This is a genomic window from Streptomyces sp. NBC_00289 (assembly GCF_041435115.1).
In the GTDB taxonomy this organism is placed as follows: domain Bacteria; phylum Actinomycetota; class Actinomycetes; order Streptomycetales; family Streptomycetaceae; genus Streptomyces.
Genome location: NZ_CP108046.1, coordinates 9687712 through 9708301, shown reverse-complemented (window position 1 = coordinate 9708301; position 20590 = coordinate 9687712). Strand labels below are relative to the sequence as shown.

Genomic DNA, 20590 nt, shown 5'->3' with positions numbered 1-20590 from the left:
CGGGGCGGCCGCAGCATCGGCAAAGGCGCATCGACCGCCCCGGGCGCTTCCCAATCCCCGTCACAAGACGGAAGCCCTATCCAGCATGCCCGACCTGCGGCCGGGCCGGAATCGAATGAATATCGACCCACCGGGAGCCATGCGACCTCGAATCCTGGAACTTGTAGTCCCGGGAATTGATGAAGGCGCCGGCCTCGTGCGTGGGCTCGTTCCTCATGCGGCACAGCTTAAGAGGTCGTCTCACGTGGCACGTTTCGCGAGCTTCTCGCAGCAGGTCAGGGCGGTGGCCATGGCCAGGCCTCGGCTCTGCCAGTCGTTTGCGGACCACGTACGGGATCTTGAGACCACGAGCAGCCCATGGCAGGCTCATGCCGCATGATCGACGAATTCGCGAAAGACAACCTGCACGGGAGACTGCGGCGGGACCGCAAGGTGCTGCTCTGGAAACTCGATGGCTTGTCCGAATACGACGCCCGCCGACCTTTGACAGCGACCGGGACCAACCTCCTCGGCCTGGTCAAACACGTGGCCACCGTCGAGGCCAGGTACTTCGGCGAGGTCTTCGACCGCCCTTCCCCGGAACCGCTGCCCCGGTGGCAGGACTCCGACGGCAGCGATCAGTGGGCGACGGAGGACGAGACCCGCGATCAGATCGTCGGGTTCTACCGGCGCACGTGGGAACACTCGGACGCGACGATCAACGAGCTTCCCCTCGACGCCCCCGGCCACGTGCCGTGGTGGCCGGAGCCTTGTCCCAACACGAACCTGTTCGCCGTCATGGTCCATGTCCTCGGCGAGTCCATCCGGCATGCCGGGCACGCCGATATCCTGCGCGAGGGCCTCGACGGCCGGACCGGGGTGCGCGCCGAACACGAGGGGCAGATCGACGAGGAAGCCCGTGCCGCCTACCGGGCGAAGATCGAGCAGGCCGCCAGGTCGGCCGCACCAACCAAGGCTCAGAGGGTGTCTCACGTGACGTGATGTTCGTGCGGCACGATGCCGGTCGTGGGTGCTGATCTATCGAAGCGTCTGGTTCCTGATGAACTCTGGGAGCCGGCCGCCCCGTTGCTGCCGTCGTTCGCTGTTCGTCCGCAAGGTGGTGCGACCGCTCCGTGTGACGAGCGGGCGTGTTCACGGCAGTGGTGTACGCGCTGACCAGCGGCTGTGCCTGGCGGCATCTGCCGCCGACGTTCGGCACGTCGCCCGCCACGGCGCATCGCCGCTTCACGGTAGGGACCGAGGCCGGCCTGTGGCGTCGGCTGCACCGGGCGGTGCTGGACGAACTCGGGACCCGGGGCGAGGTGGACTGGACCTCGACGATCGTCGACGCGGCCACCGTTCGCGCCAAAAGGGCGGATCGCTGACCGGCCCGAACCGGTCGATCACGCGCAGCCCCGCACCGCCGGACGGCCGCGGCACGCCCTGGAAGTACCAGCACCCCCGGATGCCGCAGCCCGTGACGATCCGCAGCACCCGAGCGCGGCGCCGTCCGTCTGTCATGGGTGGGCGGTGACTCCGCTCCCGACGGCGGTCAGGCCAGTTCCAGGACGAGCTTGCCGACGTTCTCTCCGCGGAAGAGCATCTGCAACGTTTCGGGGAAGTCGTCCACGCTCCCCTTCACCACATGTTCCTTGACCTTGATGCGGCCCTCGCCGATCCAGGTGGAGATGTCCTGCGCAGCCTCCGCGTAGCGCTTGGCGTAGTCGAAGACGACGAAGCCCTCCATGCGGGCGCGGCGCACGAGGAGGGAGAGGTAGTTGGAGGGGCCCTTGACCGGCGTGTCGTTGTTGTACTGGCTGATCGCACCGCAGACCACGACTCGCGCACGCATCGCCAGCCGGGTCAGGGCGGCGTCGAGGATGTCTCCTCCCACGTTGTCGAAGTAGACGTCGATTCCGTCGGGGGCCTGCCGGCGCAGGGCTTTCCTGACGTCGTCGGCGCGGTAGTCGATCGCCGCGTCGAATCCGAGTTCGTCGGTGAGCAACGCGCACTTCTCCGGCCCTCCCGCGATGCCCACGACCCGACAGCCCCTGGCCTTCGCGATCTGGCCCACGATGGTGCCGACCGCTCCGGCCGCCCCCGACACCACGACGGTCTCGCCGTCCTTGAGCGCCCCGACGTCCAGCAGACCGAAGTAGGCGGTCATGCCGGGCATCCCAAGGGCGCCCAGGTACGTCGAGGGCGGGGCCAGGGAGGTGTCGATCTTCATGGCTCCCCTACCGTCGGACACCACGTACTCCTGGACTCCGAAGGTGCCGACCACGTGATCACCCGGCTGGAAGTCGGGGTGGTTGGAGGCGGTGACCTGGACGACCGATCCGGCGCGCATCACGTCACCGATGCCCACCGGCGGCAGGTAGGAGGGACGGTCGTCCAGCCAGCCCCGCATGGCAGGGTCCAGGGAGATGGCCCGCGTGCGGCCCGCGAATTCGCCCGGTCCCGGCTCGTCGACGGGCCCTGAACAGTGCTCCCAGTCCTCGGGTTTCACTTCGCCCGTGGGGCGGGCTGCCAGGCGGATCTGGCGGTTGGTCGCAGACATGGCGTCTCCTGTCGTTCGCGGCTCCGCCGAAGAGTACCGACCAGTTGGTACGCACGATGTGTGACGTTCATCTCATGCCATCGGTGAACCTGCCTTCCGCGAACCGGGGCCGGGAAAGCCTGCGGGTGAGGCGGCGCGGGGGCCGGGAGGACCGACCAGGTGCGGGCCGTCTGCGGGGCCGGACGGTTCAGCGGGTCGGAGGCTGGGGCTTTCCTTTCGGGCCTCGCTCGTGCAGCAGTCGTGCGGTCTGCTCGGACACCGGCGCGGCCAGCAGTGCGGTGACCAGGTCGATCAGTCGGCTGGTGAACAACCGGTCGTCCCTTCGAGGGCGGCCGGCGGCCCGGGCGGCGAGTTCGGCGTGACTGAAGCGCATGGCGGTGAAGCGGCTGTGGAACACCGTGGTCGACTCGGCAGCCAGCAGGGGCTGCACCAGGCGCCGCCAGGGATGGATGCTCGACCCCTTGGTCACGACGACCTCGACCAGGGGTTCGGGGCGGTTGAGCAGTTCGGCCACGATCTGCAGGAACTCGCGGCCGCCGTCGGGGTCGGCGAGTTTCGCGGCGACCGGCAGCACCAGTGCGGCGGCGAGGGAGCGGAGGTCGACGGTGCCGCTGTCCTCGTACTGCCGCAGCAGCACCTCCCGGCGGGCGTCCACCGCGGGAAGGTGTTTGTCGAGTACGGCCCGCAGGAGACCCGCCCGGTCGCCGAAGTGGTACTGCAGGGCCGTCGCGTTGCGCTGGCCGGCGGCCCGCTTGATCTCGTTGAGCGACGCACCGTCGACGCCCTTCGCGGCGAACAACTGCTCGGCGGCCCGGATGAGTGTGCCGCGAGTGTCACCGGCTTTCCGGCTCCGAGGCGACGTGGCCTGCGTCTCATGTGCTGTCACGGATGCCCATGCTAGCGTCGCCCCGCCGAAGTAATACGGGCGCATTAATGTCTGATGAAAGCGCCTTGGCGCGTTGTACGTCCCACTCCGGAAATCCTGTTCTGCACGGGCGCCGCCCTGCGCCTGAATGGAGGCATGCAGTGAAGGCACTGACCTACCAGGGCCCCCACGACATCCACTACGGCGACGTCCCCGACCCCGCCGTCACCAGTCCCACGGACGCGGTCGTCCGGGTCACCACGGCCGGTATATGCGGCAGCGACCTGCACATCTACGGTGGCAACGGGTTCAGCCCGGACGCGGGTTACACCCCGGGACACGAGTGCGTCGGCGTGGTGGTCGAGACCGGTGACCGGGTCACCCGTTTCACGTCCGGCGACCGCGTCCTGGTTCCCGCCTCGGCGGGCTGCACTCTGTGCGCGACATGCGCGAGGGGTTTCACGGCCAGGTGCGAGCGAGCCCATGCGCCGACGGACCTTTGTTACGGCGTGAGCCCGCGCCTCCCGGGCAGTCAGGCCGAGTTCCTTGCCGTGCCCCATGCCGAGGTCAACCTGGTGCACCTGCCCGACGGCATCTCGGACGAGGCCGCCGTCGTGCTGACGGACAACGCCCCCACGGCCTGGTACGGCTGCCGTCGAGCCCGTATCCAGCCCGGTGAAACGGTCCTGGTCATCGGCCTGGGCCCGGTCGGCCTCATGGCCGCGCAATCCGCCTTCGTGATGGGCGCCGCCCGTGTGCTGGGCGTGGACCTGGTCGCGGAGCGCCGTGCCTTCGCCGCCACCCTCGGCGTCGAGCCGGTGGAGGGCGAGGACGCCCGCACGGCCATACGGGAGATGACCGCAGGGCGCGGACCGGACGCCGTGGTGGAAGCCGTGGGCTCGGACGCCACCATCGAGCTCGCCCTCAAAGCCGTTCGGCAGGCAGGTCGGGTCAGTGTCATCGGCGTCAGCCAGAACAAGGCCTTTCCCTTCCACATGGGACTGGCCCAGATCAAGGAGCTCGAGTTCGCCATCGGGCTGTGTTCGATCCACTACGAGCTGCCGGCCCTGATCCCCCTCGCCCAGGCCGGTCGCATCACACCGGAGGTCGTGGTCTCCCACCGCCTCCCCCTCTCCCAGGGTCCCGCGGCGTACGAACTGTTCAACAGCCGCGCCGCCGGTGTCCGCAAGATCCTTCTCGACCCCGCCCGTTGACCACGACGTCGATCCTCACCCCGGGCAGCCGCGCCGACCCCGAAACGTGACCCACAGCTTACTTACGGACATCCCAACCAGTCGGTATGGTGCGCCGCCTGACACCATTTTCCCCGTTCACCTCCACGGATCCGAGCCGTAGTGGAAGGCCAGGCGATGACATACCCCGACGAGAACCGGTACCGGCCATCAGCACCACCGGGATGGCCCCTGCCGCACACCCATCGCCAGTCGTACGAGTACGACGTCCCTCGGTACGACTCGTACGGGCAGGCCTCCTGGGTCGAGCCGTACACGCAGGAGGCTCATCGGCACGGTGCCGACCTCGCCGCCCTCCGCTCGGCCTACCGCCTGCTCCGCCGGATCTCCACGCTCGCCGCGCTCGGCTCCTTCGTGGTGTATGTCGTGCTGTCCTGCTTCGCGCCCGACTTGATGGGGTCCAAGATCGCCGGGGAGTTCAGCCTGGGCATGACCCTGGGGGTCCTCCAGCTCGTCGTCACCTTCGCGGCGGTCTTCTGGTACGGACGCAGCGCACGACGCTCGGTGGATCCATTGGCCCGCGCCGTCAGGGAACGGGCGGTCCCCGTCGGCCGGCACGCAGGGACGGCGAGATGAACGACTTCAGCTCCGGGACACAGGCCACCGTCCTCATCCTGTTCACCACGCTCGTCACTGTCACGCTGCTGATGTGCGTGATGGCGGGACCGGACCGCGACGACCTGACGAACTTCTACACCGGCTACCTCTCGCTCACACCGTTCAAGAACGGCCTGGCCATCGCGGGCGACTACATCTCCGCGGCCACGGTGCTGAGCACCACCGGCATCGTCGCGCTCGCCGGCTACGACGGCTACGTCCTTGCGGTCAGCACCGCCTTGTCTCTGGTGCTGCTGATGTTCCTGCTGGCCGAACCCCTGCGCAACGCCGGCAGGTTCACCATGGGCGACGTCCTGGCCCGCAACATGCCCGGACGGGCTGTGCGCGTCGCCGCCTGCGTGGTGACGCTTTCGGCGACCCTGCCCTTCCTGGTCGTCCAGCTCTCCGGTGCCGGGTCGCTGCTCACCTCCATCCTGAACCTCCCGCACGTGGCGGGAGCCAGGACGGCGTGCATCGTCATCATCGGCACCCTGATGATCATTTACGCGGCGCTCGGCGGGATGAGAGGCACCGCGCTCATCCAGATGATCAAGATAGTCATCCTGCTCGGCACCAGCGCCGTCGTCGCCGCTCTGGTGCTGAACCGCTTCGGCTGGAGCCCCGGCAACGTGCTCAGGGCCGCCCAGCACGGCAGCGGCACGGGCCCCGCCTTCCTCCAGCAGGGCCTCCAGTTGGGCACCTCGGCCATCGACCGGCTGGATTTCATCAGTCTCCAGATCACCGTGGTCCTCGGCGTGGCCTGCCTGCCCCACATCACGATGCGCCTGTACTCCGCGCGGGACGTGCCGGCCGTACGACGCTCCATGTCGTGGGCGGTCGGCACGGTCACCACGTTCTGCCTGCTCGTCATCATCATGGGTACGGGAGCGGCGGCGCTGGTGGGATCGCAGTACATCACCGCGGCCGACCCCCAGGGCAGGACGTCGGTGCTCATGCTGGCGCAGGTGCTCGGCGAGGCACACGGTTCCGCGGGCACGACGATTCTCTACTCGGCCGTGGCGGGCATGGTGTTCATCACCCTGCTGTCGTCGGTCGCGGGCATGACCCTGGCCGCCGCCTCGTCACTCGCCCACGATCTGTTCGCCCATGCGGCGCGCCGGGGACACGCCGATCCACGCACGGAGATGACGGTGGCGGTGTGGACGAGCGTGGCCGTGGGAACCCTTGCCGTCGGACTCGCCACCCTGGTCCAGGACTGGAACGTCGGCGTGCTGACCACTCTGGCCATCTGCATAGGGGCATCGGCGGTAGCACCCGCGCTCACCTACTCCCTGTTCTGGCGAGGATTCACCCGCGGCGGCCTACTCGCCTCCCTCTACGGCGGCGCGGCCTGCGCGCTGCTGCTGATGGTCTTCTCCAAGGCCGTTTCGGGCACGCCGTCCGCCGTCTTCCCGAACGCCGACTTCGATCTGTTCCCGATGCAGTCCACCGGGCTGGTCTCCATCCCGTTCGGCTACCTGGCGGGCTGGCTGGGCAGCTGTCTGGACCACCGGCGCCGTTCCTCCGAGAGCCTCGAGAACCGGCGGCTGTACGAGGAGAGCGAGGCACGGCTGCTCGCCGCAGCCGAATGACCGCGATCGCGCGGGCGGGCCACGCGAGCGGCCTCGGTGCCGCCGCGCTGGTCCGGCGCGGCCAGCGGACCAACGCCGGTCGCACGGATCCCTCAGGGCAGCAGCATGGTCAGCACGGCACCTGTCCTCGGCGGGACTCTGAGGTCACCCGGCACGACCTGAGACGGTCAGGTGAGCGTGCCGGCCAGTGGTTGTTCGGTCCACACGGTCTTGCCGTCGCGGGTGTAACGGGTACCCCAGCGTTCGGCCATCTGGGCCACCAGGAACAGGCCACGCCCACCCTCATCGGTGGTACGGGCGCGGCGCAGGTGGGGTGAGGTGTGGCTGGTGTCGCTGACCTCGCACACCAGACACCGTTCACGGATCAGCCGCAGGGTCGCGGGGCCGCTGGCGTACCGGTAGACGTTGGTGACCAGTTCGCTGGCGATCAGCTCGGTCGTGAACGCCAGGTGCTCCAGACCCCATTCGCTCAGCTTGGCCGAGGTCAGCGCCCGGGCCCGGGCGGCGCTGGCAGGCTCCAGCGGCAAAGGCCAGGAGGCGACACTGTCCGGTGGCAGCATTCGGGTGCGGGCGACCACCAATGCGACGTCGTCGCTGGGGCGCGATGGCACGAGCGAGTCAACCACCGCTTGGCATGTCCGTTCCAGCGCGTCCGCGGGGCGGGTGAGCGCGGCGCGCAGCTTGGTCAGGCCGACGTCGGCATCGATGTTGCGTTCGCCGATGAGCCCGTTGGTGTACAGGCACAGCAGGCTTCCCTCGGCCAGTTCGACGTCCCGGGCCTCGAACGGCAGACCGCCCAGGCCGAGCGGGGGGCCGGCGGGCAGGTCCAGCAGACCCACCTGCCCATCCGGAGCGGTCACCACCGGCGGAGGGTGGCCGGCGCGGGCCACGGAGCACCGCCCGGAGACCGGGTCGTACACGGCGTACACGCAGGTGGCACCGACGACCTGTTCGCCCACGGGTCGTTCGCCGGCTGCTTCCTGTTCCGCCGCCAGCAGGATGACCAGGTCGTCCAGGCGAGAGAGGACCTCGTCCGGTTCCAGGTCGAGGCTGGCGAGCGTGTGTACGGCGGTACGCAACCGGCCCATGGTGGCGGCGGCGTGGATGCCGCGTCCCACCACGTCGCCGACGACGAGGGCGACCCGGGCCCCGGACAGGGGAATGACGTCGAACCAGTCACCGCCCAGGCCCGGAGCCGCGCTGGCCGGCCGGTAGCGCAGGGCCACCTCGACGGCCGGCTGGTCCGGAACCGCCCGGGGCAGAAGGCTGCTCTGCAGGGTGAACGCGGTCTCCTGCTGCTGGGTGAAGCGCCGGGCGTTGTCGATGGCGACAGCGGCGCGCGAGGCGAGTTCCTGGGCGAGGGTGAGATCGTCCGCCTCGAAGGGATCGGGGCGGCGCGAACGCCACAGGGTCATCACGCCCAGCACCAGGCCACGTGCGGCCAGGGGTACCACGATCAGCGAGTGGGCGCCCAGGTCCGGAGCGTGGGCCCCCCGGTGGCCTCTCGACGAGAACCAGTCGGGCGGGAGAACCGGTTCCAGGACGGGCCGCCCTTCGGCGAGGCATCTGGCCTGAGGGGTGTCCGGCGCGAACTCCACCGGCTCGCCCTGTGGGTGGGGCGGGCCGGCTTGCTGGGCACCGACACCGCAGGCCCCCACGCGTACCACCGGCCCCGCCAAGGCCCCCGCCAGTTCCTCACCGCGCGTCACGGGCTGAAGGAGGTCCACTGACGCATGGTCGGCGAGGTGAGGCACCATCACCTCGGCGAGTTCCCGGGCGGTCTCCGCCACGTCAAGGGTGGTTCCGATACGGCTGCCTGCCTGGTCGAGGAGCGCGAGCCGAAGCTGGGCCCGATGGCGTTCGGTGATGTCCTCGATCATCTCGGCCACACCCAGAATGCGACCGGAGGGATCGACCATCGGGAAGGACGAGACCATCGCCACCCGCTCTCGCGCGGGGTCCTGCTCCAGGCGAACGAACTGCTCGGAGTAGACCGACGGCCTTCCGGTGTCGATCACCTGGCGCACCCGGTCCACGGCCCTGCGTGCGTCATCGGGGAGGAGGAAGCAGCCGGTGGGCAGCCCCCGAAAGTCCGCTGCCGGGATGCCGCTGAAGCGTTCGATGGCCCGGTTGACCCGGAGGAGCCTCATGTCGGGGCTGTGGACGACCAGGCCGATCGGGCAGCGGCGGTACAACCCGTCGAGGACCGCGCGGTCCCTCTGCCACTCCAGGACGTCGGCCTCGAGTGCCCCGGCGAGAACCCACTCGCGGACGCGGCCCTCGCGTGCGAGCGCATCGGCCCTGAGCCCCATCTCCACGAGCCGCCCGTCGCGATGCCGCACCATGAGCACCCCGCACCAGCCGCCGGCTCTCCTGCAGCTCGCCGCGGCCTGCTTGACAGCCGACAGATCGCGGGGATCGACAAGGACCTCGGACGCCGGGCGACCGATCACGGCTGTGTCCGGATAGCCGAGCAGTTCCTGGGCCCGCCGGTTCCATCCGATCACGGTTCCCCGGTCGTCGAGCACCGCCAAAGCGGCGCGGTGCAGGGCGAAGGGATCGTCGTGGCTTTCGTTGAGCTCCGTCATCCGCTTCTCCACCGCTGGACACCACCTTGTCCTCGGTCGCCGATGTTCTGCCTCGGGTCCGCCACGGCCGGTGACCGTGACGGCGTCCGGGTCGGTGGCCAGACGCTCCGCGATGCACGCCGACCTGCAGATGCCCTGTAAGCCTATTGAACCGGTGGGGCCGCGGCCTCGCCCACCGTGTGGCACGGTGTGGCGGGCAGGGGTCGGGCCACGGCAGGCCTGACGGCCCGCTCATCAGCGACTCGAGGCGGGGCCCTCCCTGAGGCAGATTCTGCCGCCCGCAAGCTCATGCCTTGGACGCGTACGCTCAGCCGCCCGGTTACTGAATCAGCCGGTGAGCGGCGGGGTGCCACGGCGGGAGGCTCGCGCGGCGCTCAGCGCGCGATGGCCCGGACGCGGCGGACAGCCCGCGCGGTGTGGCTCCTCCGGGCCCGCTCGACAGCGACCGCCTCCACCCCACGCTGTGCGGTCAAGGGTGCCGACGCGCGCACGGTGTGCCACGTCGAGTGATCCCGGGCGGGGATCCGCCCGGGAGAGACGTCCCCCGATGGGCCGGGCAGGGCTCCGGTCGTCGGCGTACCGGCATGCGCACAAGGCTCCGGACGCCGGTGACAGGGCGGAGGCGGTCCCCAGGGGTCAGGGCATCGACGACCGGGACCGCCTCCGCCGGCTCACTTCGCCAGTGGGCCGAACTCTTCGCGGGTGTCCACCGGCTTGCCGAACAGCTGCCACCGCTCGCCCTTGAACCGCATCAGCTGCATCGTCTCGAGCGGGAAGGCGTCGTCATGGCCCGTGGACAAGGTGACCCCGGGCAGCAGCATGCCGACCTTCACGTCCCCCAGGTTACGCACCGCGTCCCGCAGCCCTTCCCTGGTCGGGCACTTCATCGCGTCCAGGGCCTGGTGAAGGCTGGATGCGGCGGCCCAGCCATAGGCGTTGAACTGGTTGGCCGGGTCGGCGTCGGGGGCGTACTTGTGCATGGCGTCGGTGTACGTCTTCATCTCGGGATCGTTCGCCCACTGCGGGTCGGCAGGGTCCTTGAAGTAGGTCGCCGAGACCACGCCCTGGACGTTCTTGAACCCGACGGGCTGGAGCACGGCGGCGGACGAGGCCACGTTGTTCACGATGTGCAGCGGGTTCCACTTGGTGTTCTTGGCATCGGCGGCGAGGGCCTGGCTGCCGAACTTGGGCGTGGTGATGTTGAGCAGCACGTCCGCCTTGGAGCGGGCGAGGTTGTTCATCTGTGCGGAGACGGAGGGGGCGGTGACCTCGTAGCTCTCCTTGGCGACCACCTTGATGCCGCTGCCGGCGACGGCCTGCTTGAATCCGCCGAGCAGGTCCTTGCCGAAGTCGTCGTTCTGGTAGAGGACCGCGACCTTGGCCTTCGGCTTCTCGTCCTTGAGGTACTTGGCGTACACCCGTGCCTCGGCCACGTAGTTGGGCTGCCACCCGATGGTCCAGGGGTGCTTGTCGTCCGTGCCCCAGACGGAGGCGCCCGTGGCGACGAAGGGCTGCGGCACCTTCTGCTTGTTGAGGTAGTCCCACACGGCTGCCGTGGACGGGGTGCCCAGGGTCTGGAACACGGCGAAGACCTTCTCCTGCTCGACCAGTCTGCGGGCCTCCTCGACCGCCTTGGGCGGCTGGTAGCCGTCGTCGCGGACGGCGAACTCGACCTTGCGGCCGTCTATGCCGCCCTGGGCGTTGACGTACGTGAAGTAGGCGGCCACGCCCTTGCTGATCGTGCCGTACGCGGAGGCCGGTCCCGACAGCGGGTAGATCCCGCCCAGTTTGATGGTCGTGTCGGTGATGCCGGTGGTCTGCTGGCCCTTGCAGGCACCGCCGGCGGCGGTGCCCTGGTCGTCCTTGCCTCGCTGGCTGCCGCAGGCGGTCGCGGTGAGCAGGACGGCGGCAGCGGCCGCGGCCGCCCGCAGAGCGGTGGTCTTGCGCATGTGATTCATTCCTTTTCCGTGCGGGGCGGTGCGCCCACGGGTTCGGCGTCGACAACTGCGGGATCCGCGGGGGTGAGGGTCGCGGAGGGGTCGGATGCGGCCTGGGACTTCGGCTCCGTATCAGGCCCGGATTGGACCTCGCGCCCGGATTCGACCTCAGGCCCGGATTCGGCCTCGGGCCCGGATTCGGCCTCAGGCCCGGATTCGGCCTCGGGCGTCCGGTCGGGGGCGGCGGTGGTGCGAGTCGGGCGACGGGTGACAGCGGCCCGGACACGGCCGGGCAGGCCGGCCAGTCCCGTCGGGGCCACGAGCATCACCGCGATGATCAGCAGGCCGAACACCACTCCGGGTGCCGCCTCGCTGAGGTCCTGGGACACGCTCGGCACGTACATCACGAACGCCGCCCCCAGCAGAGGCCCATACAGTGAGGCGAGCCCCCCGACCACCAGGCCGGCCAGCAGCATGATGGACAGAACGAAGCTGAAGGAGTCGGGCGAGACGAAGCCGATCACCCAGGTGTACAGACACCCGGCGACACCCGCGAACATCGCGCTCCACGCGAAGGCGAGGGTCTTGTGCAGCGACAGACGTACGCCCATGACCTCGGCGGCGCTCTCGTTGTCCCGCGCGGCGAGCAGTGCCCTGCCGACCCGGGAGCGCAGCAGGTTGCGGGCGAGCAGCAGGGCCACCGCGGTGACGGCGAGGACGACGAAGTACATCCACTGGTCCTCGGCCAGCCCGCTCCAGGCGGGTGGCTGCAGCTTGTCCACGGTCAGGCCCATGGAGCCGCCCGTCACCGGTTCCAGCCGCTTGAGCAGCGGCGGCAGGAACACCGCGAACGAGAGGGTGACCAGGGCCAGGTACAGCCCGCGCAGCCGCAGCGCGGGCACTCCGAACCCGAGGCCCAGCAGGAAGCATCCGGCGGCCGCGACCGGCAGTGTGGCCAGGTGCCCGGTGTCGTACCGGTCGAGCATGACCGCCGCCGTGTAGGCACCCGCCGCGAAGAACGCGCCGTGCCCGAGCGAGATCTGCCCGCCGAATCCGACCAGCAGGTTCAGACCGGCCAGCGCCACGGCGTACAGAAGCACCATGGTCAGCTGGAAGACCTGGAAGGGGGCGAAGTAGAACGGTGCGCCGACGGCGAGCGCCGACGCGAGCAGCACGGTGAGCGCGGCGCGCAGGCGCCGGGCGCGGTCCGTGCCGAGTGTTGCGGTGATCGTGGTCATGCGCGTTCCACCGCCGCCCGTCCGAAGAGGCCCTGGGGCCGTACAAGGAGCACCGCCAGGATGATCACCAGGGGAATGCCCACCTTCAGATCGGCGCCGATGACATCGACGTACGCCCCGGTCAGCGTCTCGGCGACTCCCACGAACAAGCCGCCGACGACCGCGCCCACGGGGCTGTCGAAGCCCCCGAGGGTGGCCGCGGCGAACGCGTAGATCAGCACTCCGCCCATCATGTTGGGCTCCAGGAACAGCAGCGGGGCGACGAGCACGCCCGACACGGCGCCGACCATCGCGGCCAGCCCCCAGCCGAGCATCAGAACTCGGCCCACCGGGATGCCCGACAGGCGTGCGGAGGCCGGGTTGCAGGCGACCGCTCGCATCACCAGGCCGAGGGAAGTGTGCTGGAACAGCAGATACAGCAGGCCCATCACGACGGCCACCACTGCGACGATCCCGAAGGTCGACCAGTCCACGCGCACCCCCGCCAGGTCCAGCCCGCCGTCGGGGAACGGCTGTGGGAAGTCCTTCACGGTGAACGACCAGATCAGGCCGGCCAGCGCGTTGACGAAGATGAACAGGCCGACCGTGACGATGACCACGGTCAGCTCGGGCGCGTCCTGCACGGGGCGGATGACGATCCGCTCGACCAGCATGCCGCCGGCGAAGGACACCGCGAGGGTGACCGGCAGCGCCAGCCAGAACGGCATCCCGGACGCCACCAGCTGCCAGGCGACGTACGTGGAGAGCATGGCCAGCTCGCCCTGCGCGAAGTTGACGATCCCCGTGAACCGGTGGATCAGCACCAGGGCCAGCGCCAGGCTGGCGTACACCGCGCCGGAGCCCAGCCCTTCCACCACTTGCTGGAGAAGATCGGTCACGGCGCTCACCCGGCCTTCCGGGAGCGGACGGAGACACCGAGGTACACCTCGGCGACCCGCCCGTCCTCGCGGATCTGCTGAGCCGGTCCGGACAGCACCAGGCGGCCGGCCTCCAGTACGTGCGCCCGGTGCGCGATGTCCAGCGCGAGCTGGGCGTTCTGCTCGACGACGACCACGGTGGTGCGTTCCTCCTCGTTGACGGCACGGACGATCTCGAACAGCTCACGGGTGACCAGCGGCGCGAGCCCCAGGGACGGCTCGTCCAGGAGCAGCAGCGAGGGACGCAGCATCAGCGCCCTGCCGATGGCGAGCATCTGCTGCTCCCCGCCGCTGAGGCTGCCGGCGGCCTGACGCGACCGCTGGCGCAGTTTGGGGAAGTAGTCGTAGATCCGTTCCAGGTCGGCCGCCACGGCCGCACGCTCGGCGCGGCTCCGCCGCCGGAGTCCGGTGCGCAGGTGGGCGCCGATGCGCAGGTTTTCTTCGACGCTCAGGTCGTTGAAGGTGCCCCGGCCCTCGGGCACATGCGCCATGCCGAGCCGGGCGGCCTGCTCGGGCGAGCGGCCCAGCAGTTCCGTACCGTTCAAGGTGATCGAGCCTCGGCCGCGAACCATGCCGCACAGTGCGCGCAGCGTCGTGGTCTTTCCCGCGCCGTTGGGTCCGAGGATCGCGCACACCTCGCCGCGGGCGACGGAGAAGTCGAGGCCCTGAAGTACATGGGCCTGGCCGTATCCGGCGTGCAGGTCACAGACCTCCAGAAAGTCCGGCTGCGCACTCTCCGCGGCCTCGGTGCGGTCGGTGGTGGGCTCGCTCATGCGGCCACCCCCAGATACGCCTCGATGACCGCCGCGTCGCGCTGGATCTCGTCCGGCGAGCCCTCGGCGATCTTGCGTCCGAAGTCGAGACAGACCACCTTGTCGCACAGGCCCATCACGAAACCCATGTGGTGTTCGACCACCACGAGGGTGAGGTCGAAGTCCTGGCGTACCGACCGGACCAGATCCGCGAATTGGTCGACCTCGCCGTGGCTGAGCCCGTTGACGGGTTCGTCGAGCAACAGCAGCCGCGGCCGTACCGCGAGGGCTCGGGCGAGTTCGACGCGTTTGAGCGTGCCGAACGGCAGTCCGGAGGCCGGGTGGTCGGCGACGTCCGCCAGGTCCAGTCGCTGTAGCAGGTCATCCGCCTGGTCACACAGTTCCCTCTCCTCTCGCCGGACGCGGGGCAGCCGGAGCGCCGCGGCGAGGTGTCCGGCGCGCCCCCGGCTGTGGGCGCCGACCATGACGTTCTCCCGGACCGTGAGTCGCGGGAACAGGCCGAGGTTCTGGAAGGTGCGGGCGATGCCGCGCCCGGCCACGGCGTGCGGCGGAAGAGCGAGCAGGTCCTCATCTTCGAACCGCACCGTTCCCGCATCGGGGGTGCAGCGCCTGGTGAGGCAGTTGAACAAGGTGGTCTTGCCGGCTCCGTTCGGCCCGATGAGCCCTACGGCGCTGCTCGGCTCGACGGTGAACGCGACACCGTCCAGTGCCGTGATCCCGCCGAAACGCACGGTGATAGCTTCGACCGCGAGCATGAGTGATGCCCCTTCCGACGTGCTGGGGGGGTGGGCGAGCGTCACAGTAGGTGGGGTTGTACGGGGCGCACATTGGGTGTGAGCACCCAACTTCTCGGTCGCCGACTTGTGCGCGGCGCACAGGTTCCCGCAGATGTCTCACGCCGGGCCTGTTGACGGAGCACGAGGCGAGCGGCGACGATCGGCGCCATGCCGCGCGGTCCAGCCCTGGCCATCCCCCGACTCTCCGAACCGCTCCGCCACGAGCGGCGGCGGATCCTGCACGCCGTCCACGACCGGATCGAGGAGGTGGCGGAGACCGCCGTCGAGGTGATGCGCGCGGAGATCCCGTCGTACGCGCTGCAGGACGAGCGGTTCTTCGCCGACGTGCGGGATCAGGTGCTCGAGCACTACCTGATGCAGTTGGCGGCGCTGGCCGGCGACCGGGACATCGCCCCCGAAGACCTGGTGTTCAGCCGCGGGGCAGCGATGCGCAGAGCACGCGCGGGGTTCGCCCTGGAGGACTGGATCAGTGCCTTCCGAGTCGGCCGGCAGGTGCTGTGGGACGCGCTGCTGGACTGCGCGGGCACGTCCGCCGAGGCCCAGCAGGCGGCGTTGTCCCTCGTCACACCGCTGATGCGGTACGTCGACTACGCCAGCACCCATGCCGCGCAGGCATACGTCGAGTACCAGCAGCACGTGGTGGCGGACGCGGACCGGGAGCGCCGGGATCTCCTGGACCAGCTCCTGGCCGGCGTGGCACCGACGCGCGGTCCGCTGTCCGCCGCGGCGCAGGCGTACGGCATCGGATCGGGCTCGCAGATGATGGCGGTCGTGGCGGTGTGCGTCGGCGACACCCGCACCGGGGACCTCACCTCGGCCGAGAGCGGGTATGCGACCAGCGCGTCGATCAGCGTCGCCGGTCCCTGGGCCGGCAGAACCCTGGTCGTCGTGCGCCACGGCGAGGTGGTGGCCATGCCCGTGGTCCGGGCCGGCATGAACGCGGAGGACATATGCGCCCACTTCGAGGCCGTGCAGCGGCGGCTCGCGCGGGAGGGAACCATGCTCTCCATGGGCATCAGCACGGTCGCCCAGGGCACGTCCGAACTGCCGCGCGCTTACGAGGAAGCGCGGGCCGCCCTCGACCTGGTGCCGAGCGAGGGCGGGGTGGCGGCGCTGCCGCGGCTGTCCCCCTTCGACTACCTGGCGCTGCGCGCCGACGACCTCGCCCGCCAGCTGGTCGATCCCCGCGTACGTGTGCTGCTGGAGGAGGACCGCAAACGTGGCGACACGCTGGCCGCCACCATAAGAGCCTTCACGGAGGCGGATCTCAACCTACGGCTGGCCGCCGACCGGCTGCGGGTGCACCACAACACGGCGCACTACCGGTTGCGCCGAATCGAGGAACGCACCGGCCGCAATCCGCGCCGGATCGCCGACCTCCTGGAACTGCTGGTCGCCCTCGCCATCCGCGACGGGGCCAAAGAAGGTGGGGATCGTCAGTGAGCGGCATCGTGGAGCCCGCCGGGGCCGAGGCGGCACGTCAACTGCCGGAGGAGCAGGGGGGCATGGGCCCGTCGGAGGGCCACGCCGGTCAGGACCGCTCGCTCCGGCGCGCGCTGCTGGACGCCGCGCTGGCGGTGTTCGCCGAGCGCGGTTACACCGAGGCCGGCCTCACCGAGATCGCGGCACGGTCCGGCATCCAGGTGGGCAGCCTCTTCCAGCACTACGGGGGAAAGCGAGGGCTTTACCTCGCCCTCTGGGAGGAGTTCCGCGAGGAGCAGGAGCGCCGGACCGCGGCCACGCTGACCGCCGAGCGCGCCCGTGGCGTGGACGACCCGGTCGCCCTCTTCGTGGCGGGATCCAGGGCCTACCTGGAGGGCGCCTGGGACAACCGGCGGCTCGGCACACTCCTCGTGGAGGACGACGGCCCGGCGGGTTTCGACACGCTGCGTCGCCAGTGGGACCGAGCGTGGGTACGGCGCAACGCCCGGCTCCTGGAGGTGGACGAGCGGCGACGCGCCGGCCGGGTCCGGGTGAGCGTACTGACCACCGTCATCGGAGGGGCGGCGCGCGAGCTGGGCGACTGCGGGGACGAGACGGAGGCCCGGGAGATCGTGGACGAGGTGTGCGGCATCCTGATCCATCTGTCGGCACCGCCCGGCTGAAACACCCCGCCCGCGGCTCGACAGGGCGCCTCACAAGAGATGCCTACGCAGCTGCGCGGACATCGTGGCCGGCGGAAAGTCGTCGGTCACTCACCTGATGAGCAGGCGGTCCCGTCTGCCGGTTCAGTGGTGGCCGGGGAACCGCAGGGCGTTCGCCCAGAGCCGCGTGACCGCGGACACGAGCTCCTCGAAGTCCACCGGCGTGCCTTCCTCTTGCTCTGCACAGAGCACGAAGGCGTTGTAGGCCATGCCGCTGACCATGCCCGACAGTGCACGCGAGGCCATCACCGGATCGACCTCACGGTCTGCGACACCCCGCGACTGCAGGTCCGCGATGCCGCGGGCATTGCGGCGGATGAACGCGTTCCCGCGCCGAGTTCGGAACTCACGGAACTCCGGCTCCACCTGGGCGACCTGCTCAAGCAGTGCCATCAGCTTCGCATTCCGTTTGTACGCCTCGAGATACGCGCGATTGCTCGCCTCGAGTACCGCATAGGGATCGTCGGTACCGCTCACCCGGCCCATGCCGGGGTGCATCATGTCCTCCTGCGCCTCCAGGAGGACGGCGGCAAGCACCTCTTCCTTGTTGGCGAAGTAGGTGTAGAAGGATCCCGACGCGCATCGAGCCTCTTTGGTGATGTCGGTCAGGCGGGTGTCGAGGTAGCCGTCCCGCTCGAACACCTTCCGCGCGGCCTTCACCAAAGCAGCCCGTGTCCGCGCTCCACGCTGCGTCGTGGGCGGCTCGCGAAGTTGCGAGAGGGGCGCCATGGGCGGTGCCGTTTCGCCGTCGATCTCCCCGGGCGCACTGGTGTCCATCCCCGGAACATTACTTGAATCCGACGCCATAGTCGTAAAACCCGCAGGGCCTCGCGGCTGCGACGGAGGTGGCCAAGAACCGTTTGTGCGGTACGCATCCATCCTTGGCCGCCGCGGGCCTGTCCCCCAAGGATGGATGCGCAACGCCCGTCGCGTGCGGCAAAGCGTTCCACATGGTCGGTACGCCGGCGGCCCGGCCTGGACATCAACTCCCGGGACGGCGTGGCCGGAGACGCGGTATTGACCGATCGCACCGCGCCCGATCGGCCGGTCCGTCAGAGGGTGATCCTGAAGCGTTCGGCGAGTAGGCGGCGGGTGTCGGCGGCACTCGTGTGCAGGACGCCCCCGATTCCGATCCGCGCCGCTCCGTCGAGGTTCTGCTGAAGATCGTCGATCATGACTGCCTCATCAGGCTCGACGCCGAGGCGTTCACATGCGATCGCGTAAATCCGCCGGGAAGGCTTGCGGATCCCGACCGCCGCGGAGATGACGACCACATCGGCGACAGCGGCGAGATCGACGCCGTCGTAGGTTCCGGTTCCGAACGAATTGGACACCAGCGCAACGGGGTAGCCGGCGGACCGAAGATCACCGAGCAGCGCGAGCATGTCCTGGTCGATCGACATTCCCGCTTGCATCCGGGCCGTGAGCCCCTCAGCCGGTACGTCGGCGCCGTGGGCGCGCAGACGCTCGGCGAATCCCCGCTCGAATGCTTCGGCGTCGATACGGCCGCATTCGTGGTCGGCCAGGAGGGTGCGTGACGGCTGGTCCCGGCCGAGGAGTTGCAGCGGCAGGCGCGGGTCGACGCCGAGCGAGGCGCCGAATTCGGTGAAAGCCCGCAACACGCTGGAGGTGATGACGCCGCCGAAGTCCACCAGGACCGCGGTTCGAGTCTTTTCCACCACGTTCGACACGGCAATTACGCCTCTCTCCAGCGCCGGCTCGCCGCCGTCCCGGGCGGACGGCGGCCATGTTCCTCCCACAGGGAAGCGGACCTCAGGCAATCTCGAACAGTCCGGCTGCACCCATTCCGCCGCCGACACACATCGAGATCACCACATACCGAGCACCGCGGCGCTTGCCCTCGATGAGGGCATGCCCCACCAGGCGGGCACCGGTCATGCCATAGGGATGACCGACCGAGATCGCGCCTCCGTTGACGTTGAACCGCTCCGGGTCGATGCGCAGTTCGTCACGGCAGTACAGCGCCTGGGAAGCGAACGCCTCGTTGAGTTCCCACAGGCCGATGTCGTCGATGGTGAGGTTGTGCTGCTTCAGCAGTTTCGGAATGGCGAACACCGGGCCGATGCCCATCTCGTCCGGCCCACAACCGGCGACGGTCATACCCCGGTAGACGCCCAGCGGTTCCAGTCCGCGGCGCTCGGCCTCCTTCGACTCCATCAACACCGATGCCGAAGCCCCGTCCGACAACTGCGAGGAGTTGCCCGCCGTCACGCTGGACCGCGCGCTCACCTGACCGTCGGGCAGCACCGGCGCCAACCCGGTGAGGCCCGCGAGCGTCGTCGACACCCGGTTGCCCTCGTCCCGGGTCAGGGTGACCTCCTCGTCCCGCACCTCGCCGGACTGCTTGTCGAGGACCTTCTTGACGCTGGTGAGCGCGACGATCTCCTGGTCGAACAGGCCGGCCTCCTGCGCCGCCGCGGTGCGCTGCTGTGACAGCAGGGCGAACTCGTCCTGGCGCTCCCGGCTCACGCCGTAGCGTTCGGCGACGATCTCCGCCGTCTGCAACATCGGCATGTAGATGCTCGGGTTGTGCTCGACCAGCCAGGGATCCGTCATGCGGTGGGTGTTCATGTGGTCGTTCTGCACCAAGGAGATGGACTCGCCCCCGCCACCGACAGCGATCTCCATGCCGTCCGTGACGATCTGCTTGGCGGCCGTCGCGATGGCCATCAGGCCTGACGAGCACTGCCGGTCGATCGTCATCCCCGACACGCTGTCCGGAAGTCCGGCACGCAGAGCGGCCTGGCGGGCGAGGTTGAACCCGGAGGACCCCTGCTGCACGGCGCAGCCGAAGATGACGTCCTCGACCTCGCCTCCCTCGAGCCCGGCGCGCCGCACCGCATGCGCGACGGCATGGGCGGCGAGTTCCTGCGCCTGGGTGTCGTTGAACGCGCCGCGGTAAGCCTTGCCGATCGGCGTCCGTGCCGTCGAAACGATGACTGCTTCCCTCATGTGACCTCACTGCTTCCTGTTGGTCCCGTTGGCCCTGGAGGCTTCGGGGGCCGGAACGCCGAGCTCCGTAGGCCGGGCTCGATGCCGACGGGCGGTGCCGAACGCCGACTGCGGCGCGGTGTCATCGTTATATTTGAATTCGGCGTCATGTTCAACCAGGCCCGGAGACAGCCGGGAAACGCGGGGCCGCGGTCCGACCCTGCACGGCTGCCGACGAGCGCGCCTGCCCGTCGGCCGCACAGGCCACCGGGCAGTGGGTCGACGGCCGTAAGGGTTCGCGAGCCTCCAGGGCGTCAGCCACCGCACATGAGGAAGTGGCGCACATGACCTCCGCGGCATCATCCGCTCCCCCATCCCCCGCCGGCCTCATCGGCACC

At 69.6% G+C, this 20590-nt stretch carries 18 protein-coding genes; 7 read left to right on the top strand and 11 right to left on the bottom strand.

The window, feature by feature from the left end; genetic code table 11:
* Positions 1–375: 375 nt before the first annotated feature.
* Entirely contained in the window at positions 376–981 is a 606-nt protein-coding gene (locus OG985_RS43855; RefSeq protein WP_371673995.1) for a DinB family protein, read from the top strand.
* 146 nt (positions 982–1127) lie between these two features.
* Entirely contained in the window at positions 1128–1364 is a 237-nt protein-coding gene (locus OG985_RS43850) for a transposase (protein WP_371673994.1), read from the top strand.
* 167 nt (positions 1365–1531) lie between these two features.
* Here OG985_RS43850 and OG985_RS43845 read toward each other — a convergent pair whose 3' ends face one another.
* Together OG985_RS43845 and OG985_RS43840 are read right to left on the bottom strand one after the other, a co-directional pair.
* Positions 1532–2539: an NADP-dependent oxidoreductase gene (locus tag OG985_RS43845; RefSeq protein ID WP_371673993.1), complete on the bottom strand. Its 1008-nt coding sequence runs from the start codon at positions 2537–2539 to the stop codon at positions 1532–1534.
* A 187-nt stretch (positions 2540–2726) separates the two neighbouring features.
* Complete coding sequence (locus tag OG985_RS43840; protein ID WP_371673992.1) at positions 2727–3425, bottom strand: TetR/AcrR family transcriptional regulator; 699 nt, start codon at positions 3423–3425, stop codon at positions 2727–2729.
* 140 nt (positions 3426–3565) lie between these two features.
* Here OG985_RS43840 and OG985_RS43835 point away from each other — a divergent pair, with 140 nt between their 5' ends.
* The 3 genes from OG985_RS43835 (at position 3566) to OG985_RS43825 (ending at position 6846) form a co-directional block, all read left to right on the top strand.
* Entirely contained in the window at positions 3566–4618 is a 1053-nt protein-coding gene (locus tag OG985_RS43835; protein WP_371673991.1) for an alcohol dehydrogenase catalytic domain-containing protein, read from the top strand.
* Positions 4619–4774: 156 nt separating this feature from the next.
* On the top strand, positions 4775–5233 hold the full coding sequence (locus OG985_RS43830) for a DUF485 domain-containing protein (RefSeq protein ID WP_371673990.1): 459 nt from the start codon (positions 4775–4777) through the stop codon (positions 5231–5233).
* Positions 5230–6846: a cation acetate symporter gene (locus tag OG985_RS43825; protein ID WP_371673989.1), complete on the top strand. Its 1617-nt coding sequence runs from the start codon at positions 5230–5232 to the stop codon at positions 6844–6846. The genes OG985_RS43830 and OG985_RS43825 overlap by 4 nt, the downstream gene beginning before the upstream one ends.
* A 167-nt stretch (positions 6847–7013) precedes the next feature.
* Here the strand turns inward: OG985_RS43825 and OG985_RS43820 are convergent, their stop codons facing one another.
* From OG985_RS43820 to OG985_RS43795, 6 genes are all read right to left on the bottom strand, one after another.
* Positions 7014–9434, bottom strand: a complete 2421-nt coding sequence (locus tag OG985_RS43820) for a SpoIIE family protein phosphatase (RefSeq protein WP_371673988.1) — start codon at positions 9432–9434, stop codon at positions 7014–7016.
* 671 nt (positions 9435–10105) lie between these two features.
* Positions 10106–11383, bottom strand: a complete 1278-nt coding sequence (locus OG985_RS43815) for an ABC transporter substrate-binding protein (protein ID WP_371673987.1) — start codon at positions 11381–11383, stop codon at positions 10106–10108.
* Between the two features lie 5 nt (positions 11384–11388).
* The gene (locus OG985_RS43810) at positions 11389–12609 is read right to left on the bottom strand and encodes a branched-chain amino acid ABC transporter permease (RefSeq protein ID WP_371673986.1); all 1221 of its coding nucleotides are present in this window, start codon (positions 12607–12609) and stop codon (positions 11389–11391) included.
* Complete coding sequence (locus OG985_RS43805) at positions 12606–13487, bottom strand: branched-chain amino acid ABC transporter permease (protein WP_371673985.1); 882 nt, start codon at positions 13485–13487, stop codon at positions 12606–12608. The genes OG985_RS43810 and OG985_RS43805 overlap by 4 nt, the downstream gene beginning before the upstream one ends.
* A 5-nt stretch (positions 13488–13492) precedes the next feature.
* Positions 13493–14299: an ABC transporter ATP-binding protein gene (locus tag OG985_RS43800; protein WP_371673984.1), complete on the bottom strand. Its 807-nt coding sequence runs from the start codon at positions 14297–14299 to the stop codon at positions 13493–13495.
* Complete coding sequence (locus tag OG985_RS43795; RefSeq protein WP_371673983.1) at positions 14296–15054, bottom strand: ABC transporter ATP-binding protein; 759 nt, start codon at positions 15052–15054, stop codon at positions 14296–14298. Before OG985_RS43795 ends, OG985_RS43800 begins: the two co-directional genes overlap by 4 nt.
* Before the next feature lie 189 nt (positions 15055–15243).
* On the opposite strand from OG985_RS43795, the gene OG985_RS43790 reads away from it, so the two are divergent.
* Entirely contained in the window at positions 15244–16539 is a 1296-nt protein-coding gene (locus OG985_RS43790; RefSeq protein ID WP_371673982.1) for a PucR family transcriptional regulator, read from the top strand.
* On the top strand, positions 16536–17201 hold the full coding sequence (locus OG985_RS43785) for a TetR/AcrR family transcriptional regulator (RefSeq protein ID WP_371673981.1): 666 nt from the start codon (positions 16536–16538) through the stop codon (positions 17199–17201). The genes OG985_RS43790 and OG985_RS43785 overlap by 4 nt, the downstream gene beginning before the upstream one ends.
* A gap of 123 nt (positions 17202–17324) precedes the next feature.
* On the opposite strand, the gene OG985_RS43780 is transcribed toward OG985_RS43785, so the two are convergent.
* The 3 genes from OG985_RS43780 to OG985_RS43770 all read right to left on the bottom strand — a co-directional run bounded on the left by OG985_RS43780 (position 17325) and on the right by OG985_RS43770 (position 20213).
* Complete coding sequence (locus OG985_RS43780) at positions 17325–18017, bottom strand: TetR/AcrR family transcriptional regulator (protein ID WP_371673980.1); 693 nt, start codon at positions 18015–18017, stop codon at positions 17325–17327.
* A gap of 275 nt (positions 18018–18292) precedes the next feature.
* On the bottom strand, positions 18293–19021 hold the full coding sequence (locus OG985_RS43775) for an HAD family hydrolase (protein WP_371673979.1): 729 nt from the start codon (positions 19019–19021) through the stop codon (positions 18293–18295).
* Positions 19014–20213, bottom strand: a complete 1200-nt coding sequence (locus OG985_RS43770; protein WP_371673978.1) for an acetyl-CoA C-acyltransferase — start codon at positions 20211–20213, stop codon at positions 19014–19016. The genes OG985_RS43775 and OG985_RS43770 overlap by 8 nt, the downstream gene beginning before the upstream one ends.
* Positions 20214–20590: the final 377 nt, after the last annotated feature.

Excerpts from the sequence above, each read along its gene's own strand:
- OG985_RS43810 (WP_371673986.1), bottom strand. The coding sequence starts at position 12,609 with ATGACCACGATCACCGCAACACTCGGCACGGACCGCGCCCGGCGCCTG.
- OG985_RS43795 (WP_371673983.1), bottom strand. The coding sequence starts at position 15,054 with ATGCTCGCGGTCGAAGCTATCACCGTGCGTTTCGGCGGGATCACGGCA.
- OG985_RS43815 (WP_371673987.1), bottom strand. The coding sequence starts at position 11,383 with ATGCGCAAGACCACCGCTCTGCGGGCGGCCGCGGCCGCTGCCGCCGTC.
- OG985_RS43825 (WP_371673989.1), top strand. The coding sequence starts at position 5,230 with ATGAACGACTTCAGCTCCGGGACACAGGCCACCGTCCTCATCCTGTTC.
- OG985_RS43845 (WP_371673993.1), bottom strand. The coding sequence starts at position 2,539 with ATGTCTGCGACCAACCGCCAGATCCGCCTGGCAGCCCGCCCCACGGGC.
- OG985_RS43770 (WP_371673978.1), bottom strand. The coding sequence starts at position 20,213 with ATGAGGGAAGCAGTCATCGTTTCGACGGCACGGACGCCGATCGGCAAG.
- OG985_RS43780 (WP_371673980.1), bottom strand. The coding sequence starts at position 18,017 with ATGGACACCAGTGCGCCCGGGGAGATCGACGGCGAAACGGCACCGCCC.
- OG985_RS43790 (WP_371673982.1), top strand. The coding sequence starts at position 15,244 with ATGCCGCGCGGTCCAGCCCTGGCCATCCCCCGACTCTCCGAACCGCTC.
- OG985_RS43855 (WP_371673995.1), top strand. The coding sequence starts at position 376 with ATGATCGACGAATTCGCGAAAGACAACCTGCACGGGAGACTGCGGCGG.
- OG985_RS43800 (WP_371673984.1), bottom strand. The coding sequence starts at position 14,299 with ATGAGCGAGCCCACCACCGACCGCACCGAGGCCGCGGAGAGTGCGCAG.
- OG985_RS43830 (WP_371673990.1), top strand. The coding sequence starts at position 4,775 with ATGACATACCCCGACGAGAACCGGTACCGGCCATCAGCACCACCGGGA.
- OG985_RS43820 (WP_371673988.1), bottom strand. The coding sequence starts at position 9,434 with ATGACGGAGCTCAACGAAAGCCACGACGATCCCTTCGCCCTGCACCGC.